General features: G+C 39.9%; 14 protein-coding genes. 10 read left to right on the forward strand and 4 right to left on the reverse strand.

Translation table 11 applies throughout. The features are described from left to right. Positions 1-80 precede the first annotated feature (80 nt). The 6 genes from ilvD to H5092_RS12305 all read left to right on the forward strand — a co-directional run bounded on the left by ilvD (position 81) and on the right by H5092_RS12305 (position 7,203). On the forward strand, positions 81-1,937 hold the full coding sequence (gene ilvD, locus H5092_RS12280) for a dihydroxy-acid dehydratase (RefSeq protein WP_024596945.1): 1,857 nt from the start codon (positions 81-83) through the stop codon (positions 1,935-1,937). A gap of 2 nt (positions 1,938-1,939) precedes the next feature. Further along, positions 1,940-3,493 (forward strand): threonine ammonia-lyase, biosynthetic, encoded by a 1,554-nt coding sequence (ilvA, locus tag H5092_RS12285; RefSeq protein WP_039485942.1) that lies wholly within the window; start codon positions 1,940-1,942, stop codon positions 3,491-3,493. Between the two features lie 97 nt (positions 3,494-3,590). Then, positions 3,591-4,625: an ABC transporter substrate-binding protein gene (locus H5092_RS12290; protein WP_182733603.1), complete on the forward strand. Its 1,035-nt coding sequence runs from the start codon at positions 3,591-3,593 to the stop codon at positions 4,623-4,625. Positions 4,626-4,685: 60 nt separating this feature from the next. After that, complete coding sequence (locus H5092_RS12295) at positions 4,686-5,861, forward strand: methyltransferase (RefSeq protein ID WP_182733604.1); 1,176 nt, start codon at positions 4,686-4,688, stop codon at positions 5,859-5,861. A 30-nt stretch (positions 5,862-5,891) separates the two neighbouring features. Next, a complete protein-coding gene (gene can / locus H5092_RS12300) occupies positions 5,892-6,554 on the forward strand; it encodes a carbonate dehydratase (protein ID WP_002959903.1) in 663 nt (220 codons plus the stop codon). A 4-nt stretch (positions 6,555-6,558) separates the two neighbouring features. Further along, the gene (locus H5092_RS12305; RefSeq protein WP_182696387.1) at positions 6,559-7,203 is read left to right on the forward strand and encodes an NAD(P)H-binding protein; all 645 of its coding nucleotides are present in this window, start codon (positions 6,559-6,561) and stop codon (positions 7,201-7,203) included. A 217-nt stretch (positions 7,204-7,420) separates the two neighbouring features. On the opposite strand, the gene H5092_RS12310 is transcribed toward H5092_RS12305, so the two are convergent. Then, positions 7,421-7,684: a ubiquinone biosynthesis accessory factor UbiK gene (locus H5092_RS12310; protein WP_002959905.1), complete on the reverse strand. Its 264-nt coding sequence runs from the start codon at positions 7,682-7,684 to the stop codon at positions 7,421-7,423. 161 nt (positions 7,685-7,845) lie between these two features. Here H5092_RS12310 and rep point away from each other — a divergent pair, with 161 nt between their 5' ends. After that, on the forward strand, positions 7,846-9,864 hold the full coding sequence (gene rep, locus H5092_RS12315; RefSeq protein ID WP_182733605.1) for a DNA helicase Rep: 2,019 nt from the start codon (positions 7,846-7,848) through the stop codon (positions 9,862-9,864). A 15-nt stretch (positions 9,865-9,879) separates the two neighbouring features. On the opposite strand, the gene H5092_RS12320 is transcribed toward rep, so the two are convergent. The 3 genes from H5092_RS12320 to elbB form a co-directional block, all read right to left on the reverse strand. Beyond that, positions 9,880-12,444, reverse strand: coding sequence for a diguanylate cyclase domain-containing protein (locus H5092_RS12320; RefSeq protein ID WP_182724151.1), 2,565 nt, complete (start codon positions 12,442-12,444; stop codon positions 9,880-9,882). A gap of 164 nt (positions 12,445-12,608) precedes the next feature. Continuing rightward, positions 12,609-13,004 carry a cytochrome c5 family protein gene (locus H5092_RS12325; protein WP_002959908.1) on the reverse strand — a complete coding sequence of 132 codons (396 nt, stop codon included), beginning with the start codon at positions 13,002-13,004 and terminating at the stop codon, positions 12,609-12,611. 233 nt (positions 13,005-13,237) lie between these two features. Next, positions 13,238-13,885, reverse strand: coding sequence for an isoprenoid biosynthesis glyoxalase ElbB (elbB, locus tag H5092_RS12330; protein WP_182733606.1), 648 nt, complete (start codon positions 13,883-13,885; stop codon positions 13,238-13,240). Between the two features lie 523 nt (positions 13,886-14,408). Here elbB and polA point away from each other — a divergent pair. The 3 genes from polA to H5092_RS12345 all read left to right on the forward strand — a co-directional run bounded on the left by polA (position 14,409) and on the right by H5092_RS12345 (position 18,737). Further along, complete coding sequence (polA, locus tag H5092_RS12335) at positions 14,409-17,144, forward strand: DNA polymerase I (protein WP_138488411.1); 2,736 nt, start codon at positions 14,409-14,411, stop codon at positions 17,142-17,144. A 490-nt stretch (positions 17,145-17,634) separates the two neighbouring features. Beyond that, positions 17,635-18,222 (forward strand): YceI family protein, encoded by a 588-nt coding sequence (locus H5092_RS12340; RefSeq protein ID WP_182694000.1) that lies wholly within the window; start codon positions 17,635-17,637, stop codon positions 18,220-18,222. Then, complete coding sequence (locus H5092_RS12345) at positions 18,219-18,737, forward strand: DUF1285 domain-containing protein (RefSeq protein WP_182696383.1); 519 nt, start codon at positions 18,219-18,221, stop codon at positions 18,735-18,737. The genes H5092_RS12340 and H5092_RS12345 overlap by 4 nt, the downstream gene beginning before the upstream one ends. The last annotated feature ends 7 nt before the right edge of the window (positions 18,738-18,744 follow it).

The raw sequence follows: 18,744 nt of genomic DNA on the forward strand, positions 1-18,744 counted from the left end.
GAGTAACTGAATCACTCGGTTACTCACCAATTTTAGAATGAGGAATGCCCGCTTATTTTGCGGCAAAAACTGAGGTAACTATGGCTAAATTAAGAAGTGCAACAACAACTGAAGGGCGTAAACGCGCAGGCGCTCGTGCATTATGGCGCGCAACAGGTATGACCGACACCGATTTTGGTAAGCCGATTATTGCCGTAGTTAACTCGTTTACACAATTTGTACCAGGGCATGTTCACCTTAATCAGTTAAGTGAACTTATGGCTGAAACCATTACACAAGCCGGTGGCGTCCCTAAAGAATTTAATACTATTGCGATTGATGATGGTATTGCAATGGGTCACGGCGGCATGCTTTATTCGCTGCCTTCACGCGACTTAATTGCTGACTCAGTTGAGTATATGGTAAATGGTCATTGTGCTGATGCGATGATTTGTATTTCAAACTGCGACAAAATTACTCCAGGAATGATGCTTGCAGCACTACGCTTAAATATTCCGGTAATATTTGTATCAGGCGGCCCAATGGAAGCAGGTAAAACTAAGCTTGCTAACATCGATATTAAACTTGATTTAGTAGATGCCATGGTTAAAGGCGCTGATGAATCGGTAAGTGATGCAGATTCAGAGCAAGTAGAGCGCTCTGCGTGTCCAACATGTGGCTCGTGTTCAGGCATGTTTACTGCAAACTCAATGAACTGTCTGCTAGAAGCGATTGGTTTAGCATTGCCAGGTAACGGTACGACGCTTGCGACTCATAAAGACCGTAAACAACTTTATGTTGAAGCGGGGGCTCGTATTGTTGATTTATGTCGTGAGTATTATCAAAAAGATAATCAAGATGTATTGCCACGTGCTATTGCTAACAAAACAGCCTTTATGAATGCAATGGTTGTTGATATTGCAATGGGTGGCTCGTCAAATACGGTATTGCATTTACTTGCTGCAGCGCAAGAAGCGGGCGTTGATTTTGATATGTCGCACATTGATGCGCTCTCTCGTAAAACACCATTTTTATGTAAAGTTGCACCAGCAACACCTGAATATCACATTGAAGATGTGCACCGCGCAGGCGGCATGATGGCAATCGTACGTGAACTTGGCAAAGCAGGCTTAGTTGATATGTCAGTTAATCATGTTGCAGGGTCAACTATGGCTGAGCTCGTTAAAAAATGGGATGCAACAGATCCTACTAACGAAGCAGCGCGCAAATTTTACCGTGCTGGCCCTGCGGGCATTCGTACCACTAAAGCAATGAGCCAAGAGTGTCGTTGGGACGAGGGCGATAATGACCGTGTTAATGGGTGTATCCGAAGTGTCGAACACGCTTTTCGCCAAGACGGTGGCTTAGCTGTACTTTCGGGTAATTTAGCAGTTGATGGCTGTATTGTTAAAAGCGCTGGCGTTGTTGATGAAATGCTACATTTTGAAGGTACTGCAGTCGTGTACGAGTCACAAGATGATTCTGTAGAAGGTATTTTAAACGATGAAGTAAAAGCCGGTGATATCGTGGTTATTCGTTACGAAGGCCCTAGAGGAGGCCCTGGTATGCAAGAAATGCTATACCCAACTAGCTACTTGAAATCAAAAGGCCTAGCTGAAAAATGTGCACTTATTACTGATGGTCGCTTTTCGGGTGGTACTTCGGGTTTATCAATTGGTCATGTGTCGCCAGAGGCGGCAAGTGGTGGTGCAATTGCTTATGTTGAAAATGGCGACAAAATCATTATTGATATCGCAACACGTGAAATCACATTAGCGTTAAGTGATGAAGAGCTTGAAGCACGTAAACAAAAACAATTAGCACGCGGAAAACTGGCGTACAAACCAGTTGATCGTGAGCGCTATGTATCGTCTGCTTTAAAGGCTTATGCATTACTTGCAACAAGTGCTGATAAAGGCGCAGTGCGTGACTTAGCTAAATTGGAGGCGCTTAGTTAATTATGGTCTCTCAAGAGCTCGATTATTTTCGCGCTATTATTCAAGCAAACATGGAGCCTTTGGCTAAAGTTACCGAGGTCAGCGAAATGGCTGAGCTCGGTGCTAAATTAGGTAACCATGTTTGGTTAAAGCGTGAAGACCAACAGCCCGTGTATTCATTTAAATTACGCGGTGCGTATAACAAATTAAATAAATTACCTAAAGGCTCAGTGGTTATCACTGCTTCAGCGGGTAATCACGCTCAAGGGGTTGCACTAAGTGCTTCTCACTTAGGGCATCAAGCTACAATTGTAATGCCAGTAACAACGCCTGAAATAAAAGTCAGTGCGGTACGTGCGCTTGGCGGTGAAGTTGTGCTACATGGACATCATTTTGATGCCGCAAAAGCACATGCGCTTGAGCTTACAGAGCAACGAAACGGTATATTTGTTCCACCATTTGATGACCCAGACGTCATTGTTGGTCAAGGTACTGTAGCACGTGAGCTTATGCAGCAATTAAACGAGCTCGATGCGGTGTTTATTCCTGTTGGCGGCGGCGGTTTACTTGCTGGGATGGCGGTTTATATTAAATCGCTGCGTCCAGATATAAAAGTAATTGGTGTAGAAGCCGACGAAAGTGCATGTTTACAAGCGGCACTTAAAGCAGGCAAACCGGTAGAGCTTGAACGCGTTGGTAGTTTTGCTGATGGCGTAGCGGTTAAAATTATTGGCACTGAAACATTTCGCTTAGCGCAAAAGTTTTGTGATGAAGTTATAACCGTCACCAGCGACGAAATATGTGCTGCCATGCAGGATATTTTTGTATCTACCCGTGCAATAGCAGAGCCTTCAGGTGCACTTGCAACGGCAGGGCTTAAAAAGTGGAGCCAGCAGTCGGGTTTAAAAGGGTTACATTTAGCGGCTGTTTTATCCGGTGCTAATTTAAACTTTGATCGCCTGCGTTATGTTGCAGAGCGCACTGCGCTGGGTGAAAAAAACGAAGCGTTATTAGCGGTTACTATTAAAGAAGAAAAAGGCAGCTTTAAACAGTTTTGTGCTTCTTTAGGTGGCCGTGCTATTACTGAGTTTAACTACCGTTATGCAGGACCTGGTGAAGCACAAATATTTGTAGGTATTGCCCTGCGCCAAGGCGAGCAAGAGCTTAATGAGCTAAAGCAAGACTTAACAAATAATGACTACCAATTTTGCGATCTGTCGGATAACGAACTCGCTAAATTACATGTGCGCTACATGGTTGGCGGAAAAGCACCCGAGCAATTACATGAGCGCTTACTTCGCTTTGAATTTCCAGAGTATCCAGGTGCGCTTGCACGCTTTTTAGATACTTTAGGTAGTAATTGGAACATTACCTTATTTCATTATCGTAATCACGGTGGTTCGATGGGGAATGTACTGGCAGGTTTTGCTATTGAGCCGAGTCAGTATGAGATGTTTAACGAGCACTTAAATCGTTTAGGTTACAGTGTACAAGATGAAACACAAAATCCGTGCTTTAGCCAATTCTTAACATCAAAGCCCCAAGCAGAAAAAGCCGAAAAACTCGCCTCAGTATAATCCTACTTTATAGGCAGGCACCTAACTAGGGTGCTTGCTTTATTACACGTTTTACATATAGTTACAGGTAATCGTCATACTTTTTGAGGACACCTAGTTGCTATTTAAAGGATTAATCATTGGATTGTGCTTTTTTTGTAGCCATATCGCGGCGCAAGAATCAGTCACATTACAGCTAAAATGGACACATCAGTTTCAGTTTGCTGGCTACTATATGGCAAAGCAAAAAGGCTTTTATAATGAAGCGGGCCTTGATGTAACCATTAAACAAGCTAATCCAATGAAACCTGATACCTTTGCTCCTGTCGCCAGTGGCGAAGCACAATTTGGAGTAGGGCACTCTGGTATTTTACAGCAACGTATTAATGGACAACCTCTTGTTGCTATGGCTGCCTTATTGCAATTTTCACCTTACTGCTGGATGGTTAAAGACACGTCTGATATTTTTCATCCACGTGACTTTGTTAATAAACGTATCACTGCGGTAAGCAAAAATGATGGTACCGAACTACTTATTATGCTTAAACGCAGTGGCGTTGATGTGGATAAACTCAAAGTTTACGATGGCGAAAATCCAGGCCAGGCTTGGATTAAAAACAAGCTAGATGCTATGCAAGTATATGTTACTACAGAGCCTTATTATATGACTCAACAAGGTGTAGCTCATCGACTTGTTTGCCCACAGCGTTATGGTATGGATGTATATAGCGACATTTTATTTACCAGCGAAAACATGCTTAAGAAAAATCCTCAAACGGTCGAAAAATTCTACCAAGCGAGCCTAAAAGGGTGGCGTTATGCTATGATGAACATGGATGAAGCCATTGCAGTCACCCAGCAAAACTATGCACCGGGTAAAAGCTTTTATCAGCTCGCTTTTGAGGCTGAAGTACTAAAAAGTTATATAACCCCACCCACTACCAGTTTAGGGCATATGTCGATAGCAAAGTGGCGCTTAATTGCGGACTTATATGGCATACCGCAAAACGAATTTGACGAAGTGAAATCTCACTTTATTTATAAATATCAAGAACCTGAAAAAATGCAGTTATCGTGGATGCTCATAGCAGCTATTTTGGTAAGTATTATTTCAATACCTTTGTATTTACGGCTTATTTTTAGTAAAAATTAACTGCTTAGGTAATTCACGAAACTGATATAATTAATTGTCTTTTTTATTTTTTAAGCTGTTATGACTTTAGCTGAGCAATTTTTAGCACTTGATTCACTTTTAATGCGTCATCGTCAGTATTGGCAGTGCACTGCATTTGATTTTGACACTATACCTTGGCCAGAGCTACAAGGCATACTTAGCGAACTAACTGATGATCAGGTAAGCTTTCTTGATAACGATCAAAACCAGCTATACCAATTTTTTAGCCAGCACATAAGCCAACTTGATGAACTTGCAAAGTTATGCGAGTTACCTAGCGCAGCCCACTCTCAAGCTGATTATCCATTTTGGATAAGTAACGGCATTAAAGGTCGTAAGTTTGCACAGTTACAAGATTTTGTATCTGCACTACCTAATACCAAACAACCTGTTTTAGAGTGGTGCGCGGGTAAAGGACACTTAGGTCGAATGCTTGCGTTTAATGGCGCAAGTAATGTACATAGTATTGAACTGCAACAAAGCTTATGCGAGCAAGGACAAAAAAGTGCACAGCAACAAGGCTTAGCAATGCACTTTAGCCAAGCAGATGTATTAAAAGACGATATCACTCAATTTTTTAATCCAGACATGCATGCTGTAGCACTTCACGCATGCGGTGGCTTACACCAAGCATTTATGCGCCAAGCAAGTTTAACGAAAGTACAGCAAATTAGCTTTTCACCTTGTTGCTACCATTTATTCACGGCTAATGAGTACCGTGCAATGAGTGAGGATGCAAATAAAAGTGAGCTTAATCTAACGCATCGTGATTTAAAGCTCGCATTACAAGAAACTGTCACAGCGCCTTCTCGTCTGGAAAAAGTACGTAAAACAGAACTTGAGTGGCGACTTGGTTTTGATGCATTAAGAAAGTCGATCACTGGCGAGCAATATTACGTAAGCGTACCTTCGGTCAACAAAGCTATATTCTCAGATTCGTTTAAATCGTTTTGTGCATGGGCTGCAGATAAAAAGGCATTAAAATTACCTCAAGACACTGATTATATTGAGTATTTAGAGGTTGGGGTGGCTCGAAAAAAAATAACTGACCGAGTTGAACTGGTTCGACATGTGTTCAGAAGGGCAATTGAAGTTTGGCTTGTGCTCGATCGTGCTTTATATTTGCAACAGCAAGGTTATCAAGTAAGCGTTAAAACGTTTTGTAAAAAGCAGTTAACGCCTCGTAATATTTTGATTCTTGCTAATGTCCATTAAATTTCCGTCCTCGACTTAATAAGAGATGCAATGAGAAAGTTAAAAAATTTATTCGATAACAACAAACGTTGGGCTGCTCGTACAAGTGAAGCAGACCCTGAGTTTTTTAAAATTTTATCTATGCAACAAAATCCAGAGTATTTATGGATTGGTTGTTCAGACTCTCGTGTACCTGCAAATCAAATAGTTGATTTATTACCAGGCGAATTATTTGTACATCGTAACGTTGCTAACGTGGTTGTACACACTGACCATAACTGCTTATCGGTTATGCAGTACGCTGTAGAGGTTTTAAAAGTAAAACATATAATGGTAGTAGGTCACTATGGTTGTGGTGGCGTACAAGCCGTTTTAAACAATGCTAAATTTGGCTTTATTGATAATTGGCTACGCCATGTAGGAGATGTAAAAGAAAAGCATCTTGAACAACTCGACGCAATGCCAGAAAGCGAACGCTTAAGCCGCCTTATTGAGCTAAATGTAATTGAGCAAGTACGTAATGTGTGTCGTACTAACATTGTGCAAGATGCCTGGGAGCGAGGCCAAGAACTAAGCGTTCATGGTTGGGTTTATGGTTTAGAAAACGGCCATCTTCATGATTTAGAATCTGTAGTAACGTGCGCGAGTGAAGAAACGCAAAGCTACAAAAAAGCAGTGCAACACGTATTTAAAAAAGTGGGTGAAAATAAATAAATCCATGACTAAAACGGCGGTGTTAATAGGTGCTACAGGCTTGGTCGGTAATGAGTTGCTCCATAAGTTACTTAATAGCGATCGTTATACAAAAGTAGTTACGTTAAGCCGTCGAGCTCTGCCTGTCACACATGCAAAGCTAGTTAATCACGTTATTGATTTTGAAGAATTAACTCAATATGTTGAGCTTTTTAAAGGTGATGTATTGTTTTCGTGTTTGGGCACAACCCGTAAACGAGCGGGCTCGATACACGCTCAGCGTAAAGTTGATTTTGATTATCAGTTTATAGCGGCGCAGTTAGCGGCATGTAATGGCGTTACGCATTATTGCTTAGTGTCATCAAGCGGGGCGAATACGCACAGTAATAGTGCTTATTTGAAAATGAAGGGAGAGCTTGAGCAACATATTAAAGCACTCCCTTTTGATAAAATAAGTATTTTACAACCATCTTTATTATTAGGTGATCGTGAGCAATTTAGAGTGGCAGAAAAGATAGGCAGTATTATTTTTCCTGTTATTACGCGATTTGCGTTTTTAAAGCGTTACAAACCAATAACTGGCGAACAAGTTGCGCAAAAAATGCTGAGTGTGAGTTTAGCTCAGCGGGCTAAGTTGTCTTATTATGTACTTGATGAGCTATTTGAATAAACTGAGTAAAACGCAAAAGGCAGCCTAAGCTGCCTTTTTTGTACATTAAATTAATACCAATTTTATTAAAAAAATTATCATTCTAGTGTATTAGATAACTCACGAACTACGTTAAAAATTATTTATATAGAACAACTATGTACCATAATTTTAGCCTTGTTATTGAGCTATTTTCTTATCGCTGTAATAGAACACTAATTTAATGCAATTGGTATAATTATTCAGCGTCAGTTTTAGCGCTAAGTTGTTGCTCAAGCAATGAAACTTTAGCTTCGAGTTCGGTTAACTTTTCGCGAGTACGAATAAGTACTTGGCTTTGCACATCAAATTCTTCACGGCTCACAAAGTCCATCTCAGCAAGCTTGTTTTGTAGAACTTGCTTTGTTTTACCTTCGAGTGTGTCTGCTAGGTTTTTTACACCTTGTGGCATATTGCTAGTAATTTGCTTAGCAATTTCTTCAAGTTTTGCTGGGTTGATCATATTTGTCCCTTCGGCATTGCCTAAATGATAATAACTAATATTACCTTATACCCACGGTATTTAACACATGATCATCTTTACCTTAATTAATTAAGGCAATTGCTATGCTCGCTGTAATGGTTACGTTAAAATTGCGCGTCTTTTAAATTTCTTTGGTCGTTATGAAACTCAATCCTAAACAAGATGAAGCCGTAAAATATATTAGTGGTCCCTGCTTAGTACTCGCGGGCGCAGGCTCTGGTAAAACCCGTGTTATTACGAATAAAATCGCTTATTTAGTGAAAAAATGTGAGTACAAAGCGCGAAATATAGCCGCCGTTACTTTTACCAATAAAGCAGCCAAAGAAATGCGTGAGCGAGTACTGCAAACGCTCGGTAAGCAAGACGCTAAAGGTTTATGGGTATCAACGTTTCATACACTCGGTTTAGAAATAATAAAAAAAGAGTTGAGTACATTAGGGTTTAAACCCGGCTTTTCGTTATTTGATGATCAAGATACCAATCAGCTTCTTAGTGAACTCACCGAAGACGAGATCAAAAAAGACAAGGACTTACTTAAACTACTTAAAATGGAAATTGGTAGTTGGAAAAACGAATTAGTACTGCCAGAGCAAGCAATACGCGAAGCGCGTGATCCGCAAAAAGCATTGTTTGCGCAGTTATATGGGCGCTATCAAAACCAGCTGCGTGCTTATAATGCACTGGATTTTGATGATTTAATTATGATCCCTACTTTGTTACTTACTAATAACGCCACATCTCGTGAGCGCTGGCAGCAACGCTTTAAATACTTGCTGGTGGATGAGTATCAAGATACCAATACAAGCCAATATCAACTTGTTAAATTGCTAGTAGGCGAGCGTGCCCGTTTTACTGTGGTAGGTGATGACGATCAATCAATTTACTCATGGCGTGGTGCTCGCCCGCAAAACTTAGTGTTATTAGGTAAAGACTACCCAGGGCTTAGACTTATAAAGCTTGAACAAAACTATCGAAGTGCAGGGCGAATACTAAAAGCGGCTAACATTTTAATTGCGAATAACCCACATGACATAGAGAAAAAGTTATTTAGTGAACTAGGTTATGGTGAGCCGATTAAAGTAATAGGGTGCCGCGATGAAGAGCATGAATCTGAGCGTGTGGTTGCTGAAATAATTTCACATAAGTTTATGAAGCGAACCAGCTATAAAGATTACGCGATTTTATATCGTGGTAATCATCAAGCACGTGGCTTTGAAAAATCACTAATGAGTAACCGTATCCCTTATAAAATTAGTGGCGGTATGTCGTTTTTCGCTCGCTCAGAAATTAAAGATATTATGGCGTACTTACGCCTATTAGTTAATCAAGATGATGACAATGCGTTTTTACGTATCGTAAATACACCGCGACGCGAAATAGGCACGGTTACCCTTGAAAAGCTTGGTACGCTTGCTAATGAAAAGCACGCGAGCTTGTTTGCTACCTGTTTTGATAACGATTTAGGCTACAGACTAAAAGGGCGTGGCTTTAATGCGCTTGCTGGATTTGCACGCTGGGTTGTTGAGCTATCTGATAACGCAGTACGCGGTGATACGCTCGAAGCTGTTAAAGACTTAGTGCGTAATATTAATTACGAGGCATATTTGTGCGAGTCGTCACCGAGTGCAAAAGCGGCTGAAATGCGTATGAAAAACGTATCAGAGCTGTATCGTTGGATAACAGATATGTTGACCGGTGATGCCGACAACGAACCAATGACATTAGCCGAGGTTGTTAGCAAGCTAACCCTTCGCGATATGCTTGAGCGTAACGAAGAAGAAGATGAAACCGATGCAGTGCACTTATCAACACTACATGCATCAAAGGGCTTAGAGTACCCGTACGTATTTATGGTGGGTATGGAAGAGGGTTTACTTCCGCATCAGGTAAGTATTGATGAGGACAACGTAGATGAAGAACGTCGCTTAGCTTATGTTGGTATTACTCGCGCACAGCAGGAGTTAACACTTACTTATGCAAAGATACGTCGTCAATTTGGTGAAACTTCACAAACTGAATTAAGCCGATTTGTACAAGAGTTACCGCAGGACGATCTTGCGTTCGAAAACAAAAAGGCGCCAAATACCCAAGCAGAGCGCATGGAAAAAGGCCAAGCAAGAGTCGCTAACTTACGAGCGATGTTTAAAAAGCCTGAGTAATACCTCAGGCTAACTTTATAAAGACTGGGTTGCTTGCACTTCAGGTAACTCAGAGCATACTAAAGCGTGTTGTTTACCTACAAAAAATGCCAAACCGTGTTTATCTAATAAAGCTCTAAAATTAAGTATTGATGGGCCTTTAGCAATGACCTTCATTGCTTTGAGCTTTGTAATTGCAAGCACGCCCTGTAGCTGAAAATCGTATCTTTCTTGTTGTAAAACACGTTTACTAAAGGTCGAGCTAAGTAGTAAATAATCAAAATTAATATCGGTTAGTAAATTAAGTTCGCACCTGTCTTTAGCAAAATTGTTTAAACCAATTGAATAACCAAGTTGTGATAGCGTTTTGAGGTTTTTTATTTGCGTTGCACATGCGTGGCGAATTTCTTGTTCATCAAACAATAAACAGAGTTGGCTTTGTCCTTGTTGTTTATTTAGCGTATCGGTAAATAAAACAAATTCGTGTTCCTCAAGTAGCAAACCAGAGCAAGGAACCAATGCCATAGCTACATTTGCAGTAATTGCTTGTGCATAGGCGCGTTGTAATAGTTGTAACTCTACTTGCAGATGCTGCTCTTTATCTGATGCAAACTTTTTCAAAATATCAAAGCTAGTAAAGCCAAGTATTGGGTGTTCACCAAATGCTTCAAATAAAGATTCAGACTGTTGTTGCTCATCAAGCGTAATTATTTCTGAGCTTCTAAAACTCATAGGTAATATATCAAGGTGATGTTGTGCTTTTAGAGTCTGCGCAGGTATTGATTGCGTTAATAGCGGATGAAATAACTCGTAACGATTTTTTCCTGAGTTTTTGGCGTGATACATGGCGGCATCGGCATCACGAATAATTTCATCTGTATGCGTATAGCTTTTCTTTGAGTAGGTTATCCCTATACTTGCGCCACTTTGTAAAGACTCACCTTTAAGATAAAAGGGTTTTTTCATTAAATCTATAATACGATTTGCAACATCTTCTGCTTGTTGAGGCTCAGTTAAATGGGTTAATAAAATAACAAATTCATCCCCGCCTAAACGTGCTAGTAAATCATGCTCGCGTATACATTGGGCAAATAACTCACTTACGTTAATTAAAAATTGATCGCCTGCATGGTGGCCAAGCTGATCGTTAATATCTTTAAATTTATCTAAATCGATAAACAAAACAGCAAAGTGGTGCTCAGGAAAACGTTGATAATGTTGTAGCGTTTTTTCGAGCTGAGTTAAAAATAGACTACGATTAGGCAAGCTCGTAAGTGAATCGTGATGTGCATCATGATAAAGCTGCTGCTCTATTTTTTTTCGCTCATCTATTTGCATTTGTAAGTGCAGATTAGTTTGACGCAATTCTTTGGTTTTTTCGTTTACTCTAAATTCGAGTTCTTGATGGCTTTTTGCAATTGCTTGATTGACGAGCTTTGTTTGTAAAACAGCTGCAATTTGATGCGATACAAAGGTAATTAACTCGCAATCATCTCGGCTGAAAATATGTTTGTTATCGTAGGCTTGGCAAACAATAAGGCCGATAACACCTTGAGCTGTTTTAAGTGGAGCGCCTAACCAGCTAGTGGCCATTTGCTCTTTTGGTACAGGTGCTGAACGTTGTACCACACCGCTTACTATTAATTCTTTTGCTCTACATGGGTGTATTAGTTGTGTTTCTTCGGTGCTTATTACCAGTTCGCTATAACCTTTAGCAAAGCGTCTTGGCTGTGTATTTTCTTTAAATTCATCTACGCAATAAGGAAAACTAATCCACCCTGTTTCTTTATCATAAAGCGCAATATATAAGTTTTCTGCGTAGGTAATTGTTTTTATTATTTCGTGTATCTTAAAATAAGCGTCATCAAGGTTTTTAGCTTGTGTTGCTATCTCAGATATTTTAAATAGAATTTGTTGGCGTTGAAGTGCGCGTTTACGCTGCTCTATTTCAAGGTTTAGTGCATCGTTACTTTGAGTGAGTGCGCGGGTGCGAATTTTAACTTCTGACTCAAGAAGCTCTCGTTTTTTTACACGCTCTATTGCTGTAGCCAAATAAAGCGACATAAACTCAAGTAATTGTATTTGCTGTGAGCTATAGCCTTGTTTTGTATCGTAACTTTGCGCTGCTAAAACACCGATAATATTATGTTCTTGGTAAACAGGTACGCCTACCCAATGTTCGGCAGGAGTGCCTAATGCTTTAAATAAACCTTCTGCTGCAGCATCTTGCATTTGCTGCTTGGTAAAACATGTGGTTTTACCCTGTTTAAATACATAACCCGTGGCGCCTTCATCAAAGCTATTTGATTGGTTAAGGGCGACGGCAATACCATCTTTTTCATCTGAAAAGTAAGAAAGCTCTAGTGATTGGCTGTATTGATTTAGCAGCACCACATAAAAACTTTTACTAGGTACGTACTTTTGTAAAATGTCATGGATGGCGGGGTATAGCAGGGTTAGCTCGGCCACAGTACTTGCCTGCTCTGATAATTGGATCAGGGCATTTTGTAAGTGATGTGATTGTTTGTATTTTTCGAGAAGCGCTCTAAGGCGTTTATTTTGATACGCCAATTTACTCGATACTGATAGTTTATCTTCCAATGATCTAACCGGCTATTTTTATTGTATAGTTATTAGCCTTATACTTTCACTTTTAGTGCTTATCGTCAAGTTGATATTCCTACTAAAGCAGTAGCTAGACACACTATTTTAGGCATTAAAAAAGGCTTACAGAAGTAAACCTTTTTTGTATATTTCAATCGAGCTTATTTAGATGTCATAAAGTCGATAGCAGCGCTAATCTCATCATCAGAACAATCCATACACGTGCCTTTTGGAGGCATAGCATTAAAGCCATTTAGTGCATGCTCAAGTAAAGTGTCTTTACCTTTAGCAATACGTGGAGCCCAATCGTCAGCCGATTTAGGCGCGCCTAGTGCACCAGTGCCGTGACATGCAAAACATGCACCTTGATATACTTGCTCACCAGAGCGAGGACCGGTAGGCGCCGCTGCAACTGCAGCTTTATCGCCTTCAAGGTATACAGCACCAACCGGCGCGAGACGTGCTTTAATTGCATCTTCAGTCATAGAGTTATCATATGGCTGTGCGTATGCAGTGGTTGCTAGCAATAATAATGCTGCAGCTGTTAATTTTTTCATTTTGCCTTGCTCACTTCGATTTGAACGTGATCAATCACGATTAAAGATGACGGAAATTAAACCGATTATAACTCTCTGGGCCAATTTATAAAATGCTAAGAGCCGTTTTTATTAATAAAACTGACTACTTTTTGCGTTAACGCAATAAAATTTAATTATTTACTGTTTTTTGTTAAGCAATTTAATAAGCGTAATCAGTCATACAATTAACTTTTTAGATCCTAAGATCAAAATCAATTTATTGATAATACGCTACTAACTAGTTTTGCGATCCCTGCGTCGGCTTCAAGAATCGATTCTGCCAACATGTAAGCAGGGGTGGTAACTAACTTATTTGGTTCATCGATAACTACACCGTCAACCGCACAATCTATATGTTTAGCGCCTAATGTGCTTAGCGCTTGTGCTGTCTCTACATCGTTACCAATAGTAAGTGCGGCGTTATCGTAAATAAATGGGATCAATGCGGGTGCAATACACATATAACCTGCAGGCTTATTTGCTTTTGCAAATGATTTACAAGCATTAAGGACGCCCTGATTGATATTTGCTTTTGCGCCTTTAATTGCAAAATCGCATAAGTTTTTTGCAGCACCGAAACCGCCAGGTACAATTAATGCGTCAAACTGAGTCACGTCTAGTTCAATCAGCGATTTAATGTCACCTCGTGCAATGCGAGCAGCTTCTGTTAATACATTGCGTTTATCAGGCATTACTTCACCTGTTAAATGGTTAATGGTATGAAGTTGTTCAATATCTGGTGCAAAACACTGATACGTTGCGCCATTTTTGGCTATATGTAATAAAGTTAAAATTGCTTCATTAATTTCACTACCATCGTACACACCAGACCCTGCTAATATTACTGCTACGTTTTTCATGCTTTTGTCCCCTAAAGTCTTTTTTATAAGTCGATCGGATGAAGTTTAACATGCTCAAAATTTCTCGCGAAAATAAATTTTTAGTACAAAAATCATTCGCAGTGCAAGTCGTTTTGCGGTTTATGCCATTTGCGATCACTTTGCCTTTAAAAAAATTATAAAGGATCGCTATGATCTTCGATCCATTGTGCTAGAATACTCCTCCGGTTATTTAAATGGACGCGAATAATCAAAGTGAATAACAACAGAAGCAGTCGTTAGAAAACCTTTTTCCACATTGGTTTAAAATAATAAAAAAAGAACCTCGTATTATCTTTTTTAAATTAAAACATACAGTTAAAGTATTTTCTAGGCATTTTATAATGCTTTGGAAGAATAGCTCGTGGCTGTTATCTACACACTTATCCACAGCTTGCTCTAGTTTTAATAACACGATAAACAGTAATTCACAGTCGTTTTATTTACTACCTTATGGCATGCTTATAATTACCTTAATTTTTTGCATTTAGGATCCAAATTCACCATGGCTCAGATCCCCGAAAACCCACTTATTTTAGTTGATGGCTCGTCATATTTATTTCGTGCTTATCATTCTCCGCCGCATTTAACTAATTCTAAAGGTGAGGCTACGGGCGCTATTTACGGCGTGATCAACATGCTTAAAAGCTTGATCAGACAATATGATCCCTCACACATGGTGGTTATATTTGATGCTAAAGGCAAAACGTTCCGTAACGATATGTATAGCGAATATAAGGCAAATCGCCCGCCGATGCCGGATGACTTACGTACGCAAATAGCACCAATACATAGCATTATCAAAGCGATGGGTTTTCCGCTAATTAGTATCGAAGGCGTTGAAGCTGATGATGTTATTGGCACATTTGCACGCATTGCAACTGAGCAAAAACGGCATGTCCTTGTCTCCACTGGTGATAAAGATATGGCGCAACTTGTAAATGAACACGTTACATTAATAAACACGATGACCGACAGTATTTCAGATCCTGTTACCGTAGTGGAAAAGTTTGGTGTAGGCCCCGAACTTATTATCGATTACTTGGCACTAATGGGCGATAAGGTCGACAATATCCCAGGTGTTGAAGGCTGTGGTCCAAAAACGGCCGTTAAGTGGTTAGAGAAATATGGCTCGTTGCAAGGTGTAATGGATCACGCAAGTGAGATTAAGGGTAAAATAGGTGAAAAGTTAGCTGCAGCTCTCGATCATCTGCCTTTAAGCTACGAGCTTGCAACAATTAAGTGCGATGTTGAAGTCGAATCAGATCTTGATACGTTCAAACTACAAGAGCCAAATAAAGACGAATTAATTGCACTATATGGTGAGTGCGAATTTCGTCGTTGGTTAGCTGAGTTACTAGATAACCCCAAAGATGCAGAAACACATCTAGCTGTACCTACCGAAGCCACTGAATTACCAAAAGTAGAAGATGCTCATTACGAAACTATTTTAACGCAAGCGCAATTTGATACGTTAATAGAGCAATTAAATAGTGCCGAGTTATTTGCGTTTGATACAGAAACTACCAGCCTTGATTACATGAAAGCGCAATTAGTGGGTATGAGTTTTGCCGTAAAAGCGGGTGAAGCTGTGTATTTACCTCTAGCGCATGACTACCCGGGTGCGCCTGAGCAATTAAGTCTGGAATTTGTAATGCAAAAGCTAGGCCCAATTTTGGCCGATGAAAACAAAGCTAAAGTAGGGCAAAACCTTAAATACGACAAAAGTGTATTAGCGAATGCAGGTTTTGCGCTAAACGGTATTAAGTTTGACACCATGCTTGAGTCATACGTATTTAATAGTGTGGGTACACGCCACGATATGGACTCGCTAGCACTTAAATATCTAGGTCATAAAAATATTAGCTTTGAAGATATTGCTGGCAAAGGTAAAAAGCAACTTACCTTTAACCAAATTGAACTTGAAAAAGCTGCGCCTTACGCTGCAGAAGATGCCGATATTACTTTACGCCTACATGAAGTGCTTTGGCCAAAAATAGCGGCTGATGAAAAGCTAAAATCTGTATTCGAAGATATAGAAATGCCACTTGTTAGTGTGATTTCTGATATTGAACGAACCGGCGTTGCAATAGATAGCAATATGCTTGCAGCACACAGCCAACGATTAGGCGAGCGTTTAATTGAGCTTGAAAAGGAAGCATTTGAAATAGCAGGCGAACCATTTAATTTAAGCTCTCCTAAGCAACTACAAGTATTGTTGTTTGAAAAGCTTGGCCTGCCTATTATCAAAAAAACACCTAAAGGTGCACCTTCTACCGCAGAAGAAGTATTGCAAGAGCTTGCTCATGATTATCCACTACCTAAAGTAATTATAGAGCATCGTGGTTTATCAAAGCTTAAATCAACTTATACCGATAAATTACCATTAATGGTGAATGAGAAAACCCAGCGTGTACATACGTCATATCATCAGGCAATTACAGCAACGGGGCGCTTGAGTTCAACCGATCCTAATTTACAAAATATTCCTATTCGTTCAGAAGAAGGGCGTCGAATTCGTGAAGCGTTTATAGCTGCCGATGGTTACAAAATTGTCGCTGCCGATTACAGCCAAATTGAGCTGCGTATTATGGCGCACCTTTCACAAGACAAAGGTTTATTAAATGCATTTGCTAACGGCTTAGATGTACACAGTGCAACTGCCGCTGAAGTATTTGGTGTAGAGCTTGATGATGTAACTACCGATATGCGCCGCAAGGCGAAAGCAGTAAACTTTGGCTTAATTTACGGTATGTCTGCATTTGGTTTAGCACGTCAACTAGATGTGCCGCGCCACGAAGCGCAGCATTACATAGATAAATACTTTGAGCGTTTTCCTGGTGTATTAGAGTACATGGAAACAACACGCGAAAAAGCAGCTGAAAATGGCTACGTTGAAACAATATTTGGTCGCCGCCTACATTTACCAGAAATAAACGCACGTAATGGCGCGCGCAGAAAAGGAGCCGAACGTGCTGCTATAAACGCACCAATGCAAGGTACTGCTGCTGATATTATTAAAAAAGCAATGCTGAGCGTTAACCGCTGGGTACACGAACAGGCGCCAAATACGATTAAGCTACTAATGCAAGTACACGATGAATTGGTATTTGAAATTAAAACAGACTGCGCACCTGAATACACAAAACATATTTGTGAGCTGATGTCGCAAGCTGCAGCGCTTGATGTGCCGCTTATTGTTGAAGCCGACGAAGGTGACAACTGGGAACAAGCCCATTAATGCAATTTGAGCATTTTAATTAAAGCGCCTTTTGGCGCTTTTTTTATGTTTAATAAAAATGGCGAATAACAGCTATTTAATTAGCTATATGCAAGCTTTAGTTAAAATAAGGTTAATTTAAGCAACTATTTGTATTAAATAGTTATATGTTCGTCAATTCGAGCTGTTTTACAGGAATATGATTGTATTTTAATGCGTGCTTTTGTTAAAGTCCCGCCTGTCCTATCCTGTAGGACATCCTGTTGATGATGCATCTGAAAGGGTGCAACAAATTGATAGCTTCTCCCCAGTTTGCTATACCGGCCTACCAACTTGTTTGGTGGGCCGTTTTTTGTTTTACGCCTAAAAATCCTATCTAATTAATTCTTTTTTGCGCTATACCAATTGTATTGTGCATTCGTCACTTCGAGGTGGTTTGGGTACATCGCAGGTGATACCATCGAAGTGCTATCATTTTTATTCTTTTCATTTTATTACTAAGGAGTGCGTTATGTTTAAAGCATTAGCTATTGCAGGTTTTTCTTTATCAAGTTTAGTTATTTCTAATGTTGCTCAGGCTAATTGGCAGCTAGTGAATGATAAAAGCCAACTAAGCTTTGTTTCAATTAAAAAAGATTCGATTGCTGAAGCTCACCATTTTACTAACCTTGAAGGTATGCTTTCTGATAAAGGTGAGTTTAGCGTTAATGTTGATTTAACATCAGCCGAAACTCTAATCCCTATTCGTAATGAGCGTTTAGCTACATTTTTATTCGAAGCGGCTAAATTCCCCAATGCTGTTTTAACTGCAAATTTAACTAAAGAGCTAAGTAATATCAAAAAGCCTGGTCAATATGTATTGAAGGGTATTACAGCTGAGCTTGATTTTCATGGTAATAAAAAACCATTGGCAATTGATGTACTCGTTAACAGCACGCAAAGTGGTGATTTAACGGTATCATCATTAACACCTATTATTATTAATAGTGATGATTTTGGTGTAACCGAAGGCGTTAAAAAGCTGCAAGAGTTAGCGGGCTTGCCTTCAATTGCAACAGCTGTGCCTGTTACATTTGCAATAACACTTAAAAAACAGTGATTTCTTTAAGTGAGCTTAGCAAGCGATTAAGCGAGCCAAGCAAACCTTTTGATAGTTGGCAGCCTAACCATTGTGGGGAGCTGCCAATTGTTATTAATAATGAAGGGAAATGGTTTTACGATGGCAGCGAAATAACACGCCCAGCCATGGTGAAGCTGTTTGCTTCTGTATTGTGTAAAGAAGGTGAGCAATTTTATTTAAAAACCCCTGTCGAAAAAATAACAATAACGGTTGAAGATGCGCCGTTTATTATTGTTGATTGGCGCTTTGAAAATACAGCGCAAGGGCAAGTGTTGTGTTGTATTGATAATTTAGCTAGGCAGTGGTTAGTGAGCGCTCAGCAGCCCTTGCATATAAAAGACTACAATGGTTCAAAGGTGCCTTATTTAAAGCTACCGTATGGTTGTAGTGCGCGAGTTTCACGCAGTGTATTTTATCAGTGGGCTGAAAAAGCCGAGTCTGATAAGCTCGGCTATTTTATTAAATCTGCAGGAAAGCAGTTTTATTTATCGTAACGCCAGC

This window comes from Pseudoalteromonas sp. SR41-7, assembly GCF_014163935.1.
Lineage (GTDB): Bacteria > Pseudomonadota > Gammaproteobacteria > Enterobacterales > Alteromonadaceae > Pseudoalteromonas > Pseudoalteromonas distincta.